The sequence below is a fragment of the Protofrankia sp. Cas8 genome, from assembly GCF_963555845.1.
Classification (GTDB): domain Bacteria; phylum Actinomycetota; class Actinomycetes; order Frankiales; family Frankiaceae; genus Protofrankia.
Map to the genome: position 1 here is coordinate 1 of NZ_CAUVXI010000324.1, position 2,968 is coordinate 2,968.

Consider the following 2,968-nt stretch of genomic DNA (forward strand, 5'->3'; position numbering starts at 1 on the left):
CCATCGGGCCACACCCATAACACACGAAGACAATTTCCTACGGACATCCCATCAAGATCATGGACGGTAGGAGTCGTCAACACTGTTGACTACGGAATGGACTAGGGAAGGGTGCCCTGGCAGACGCGATCCGGTCAGGGGAACGCGAGAGAGCTGTCCTGGCCGGCCAGCTTGTCGATCTCCTCACGGGAAGCGATCGCCCGCGGACCGATCCCCTCGATACTCAGGGCGGCTGCCGCCGCCGCGAACCGGACCGCCTCGCTGACCGTGCTCCCGCCGTCCAACGCGATGAACAACGCGCTGGCGAACACGTCACCGGCCCCGGTGTCGTCGACGAGCTGGGACGTCTCGATGGCGGGGAACTCCTGCGTGCCGGTCGCCAGCAGCACCTCACATCCGCCGGCACCCCTGGTGACCACGACGATGCCGCCGGCCCGCCGCACCGCCTGCGCCACGCCTTTCAGGTACGGCGCCTCATAGTCCGCGAACACCACCACATCGAGCCTGGCCGCGGTCGGGCCGTCGATCTCCAAGGGCTGATGGTGGACGAGACCATGTTCGTCCCAGGAACGGATCAGCCCCTGCGGGGTCAGGCCGAGAAGGCCCCGCGCTTGTGCCCGGACGGCCTCCTCGATGACGATTTCCCGCGCGACGGGAGCCAGGTGCAGTACCCGAGTTTCGGGAATCCGGTCAAGGCCGGACACCGAGCCTGCGGATTTTTCCAGCCACTGGGTCCGGCGGCCGTCCATGCTTTCGTTGCGGAACCGCGTCGTGTCCGCCGACGGCTGGATGTAGAGGAACGCCTCGGTGGCAAACGGCATCCACACCGGTACCAGTTCCGGAGCACAACCGCGCCCGAGTCCCGCAACGCACAAGCCGAGGCGCGCCGCCTGGATGATGGCGTAGACCACACTTCCACCGACCGCGAGCGACGAATCGGGCCGGACGTCGAGGGTCGGGTTCCCCACTGCCAGGTAATCAACAGGTGGACCACTGACCAACGCCTCGGCGCTCCTGATCGTCATGGCCGCAACATTACTCGCGGGACTCTGCGCTCCCAGCTGCCCAGGTAGGCTCCTGCGCCGCTGCGTGCCCATCCGTCAAGCACAGAAGGCGAGCACAGAAGGCGAGCACGGGGGATGCGGCTGAAACTGAAAGGATCAGGGGCGGCCGTTTCGCGGCCCGCAATCCCGCGCCGGCACCGGCGCCGGTGCCGTACCCGTGGGCACCAGCGCGACGGTCGCCAGCGCTCGGGCAATTTCCGCGTAGCCGACCGTGCCGATCAGCCGTGGCCTGCCGACACCGCCGTCCAGCACAGTGCCGTCACCTACACCGTCGTCCAGCACCAGGGCGCACCCGGCGGCCGGACGCTCGGCCAGCCGCGGGAGCAGATCGCTCAGAAGCTCGTTCGGTGTGGTCGTGGGCACCGCGGCCATCGGGACGCTGACCTTCGTCACCCGGGTCAAGCCGCGGTCGTCGAGCGGCACCGCGGCAAGATCGCGCAGGTGTGCGACGCCGGCGAGGCCGCCGTCGAAATCGACCACGGCGAACACCACCTGCCCGGACGCGGGTACCACCTGGTCGGCCATGTCCTCGACGACCGCGGACACCGTCCGCCAACCGGGCACCACCTCGGGTGCGGGCCCCATCACATCCCCGACGCGGACGCCCGCGAGCGCCCTGTTCGTCCGCAGCCGGGACTGTTCCACCCGGCCCGAGCCGAGCGCGAGCCACCCGAGCAAGGCGACCCACAGGCCCATTGCGCCTGCCAGGAAGATCAACGCTGCACCTGAGGCGATCAGGATCCAACCAGTGATCACTCCGGCCCTGGCGGCTGCCGCGTCCGCGCGTTCACGGCTGCCGGTCCGCCGGTACACCAGCGCCGCGAGCAGGCGCCCACCTCCGGTGCGCGGGGCGGGCAGCAGCTCCGACAGGGTGATCAGAAGCGCGAGGCCACCGACCCAGAGCCCGACGCTGCCGGCCAGCGCCAGGCTGCCGCCCGGGGCGAGCCATCCCAGGGTGACCAGGCCCGCGCCACCGAGCCCGCTGACGGCCAACCCGACACAGGCGATGCGGGCTCCCGTCCGAGGTTCGTTGATGCCGGCGGTGGCGGCGCGCAGCCGACTACCGAAGGCGCCGACCGTGATCCCGTCCACCTGGACGCCGGCCCGGCGAGCGACGGCGGCCCGGGCGAGGTCGGCGGCCAGCAACAGGCCGAGGAGGAGCGCTGCTCCGGCAAGGCCGGCCGACAGGTACGCGACCGACGGCCGGTCCGGCACCGCGGCGGGAAGTGTGAAGGCGCCCAGCAGGATGGTCAGGAAGCCAATGGTCACAGCCACCCCGGGGCGCACCGAGACCGGAGTGCGTACCGTTCCCATCGGCGCATGATCGGCGGTCATGACCGTTCGATCCCCTTTCCGTCGCGGCCGCAAGCTGTGACAAAGATTGCGTTATGAAACTCGTCTCAAGGTTGCCCGATATCCGGCCCGCCCACACCATCCCGGACCCGGGAAATTGATAAGAAGTCTCCTTACCGACCTTCAGGAATCCACTGACCGGCAGGTATCCAGGGCGCCAAAGGGCCGGCGCACCTTCGCGCGGCTGGCGCAGGCCGGGAATGCCACAGCCCTCGACGCCGGCCCCGGAACCGGTCGCCACACCGGTCGCGACACCGCCGCGACACGGCCGCGCTGCTCGACTGGCTGCCCGGGCCCGTCGTCGACTACGCACGGCTGACCGTCCGCCTGACATCGAGCCGACATCCAGCCGCCGGAAATGATTTTTCGAGCTTTGTGCGATCAACAAGGCCACTTTCAGCGTACAAACCTCGAAAAATCATCAACAGGCGACCCGGCGACCCGGTCCCGCCCCACAGCCCGCAGGTAGATCACGGCCATGAAAGCTGTCGGTGAGTGGCGAGACGATGACGTTACGCGCTACACTCGGGCGCCCCGTCACAATTGCCCGA

The 2,968-nt window shown here is 68.9% G+C and carries 2 protein-coding genes; both read right to left on the reverse strand.

The features are described 5' to 3' along the window. Positions 1 to 134: 134 nt before the first annotated feature. Positions 135 to 1,025: a PfkB family carbohydrate kinase gene (locus tag U9977_RS26230; RefSeq protein WP_322751953.1), complete on the reverse strand. Its 891-nt coding sequence runs from the start codon at positions 1,023 to 1,025 to the stop codon at positions 135 to 137. A gap of 135 nt (positions 1,026 to 1,160) precedes the next feature. Next, the gene (locus U9977_RS26235) at positions 1,161 to 2,399 is read right to left on the reverse strand and encodes a peptidase M50 (protein WP_322751954.1); all 1,239 of its coding nucleotides are present in this window, start codon (positions 2,397 to 2,399) and stop codon (positions 1,161 to 1,163) included. Positions 2,400 to 2,968 lie beyond the last annotated feature (569 nt).

Excerpts from the sequence above, each read along its gene's own strand:
- U9977_RS26230 (WP_322751953.1), bottom strand. The coding sequence starts at position 1,025 with ATGACGATCAGGAGCGCCGAGGCGTTGGTCAGTGGTCCACCTGTTGAT.
- U9977_RS26235 (WP_322751954.1), bottom strand. The coding sequence starts at position 2,399 with ATGACCGCCGATCATGCGCCGATGGGAACGGTACGCACTCCGGTCTCG.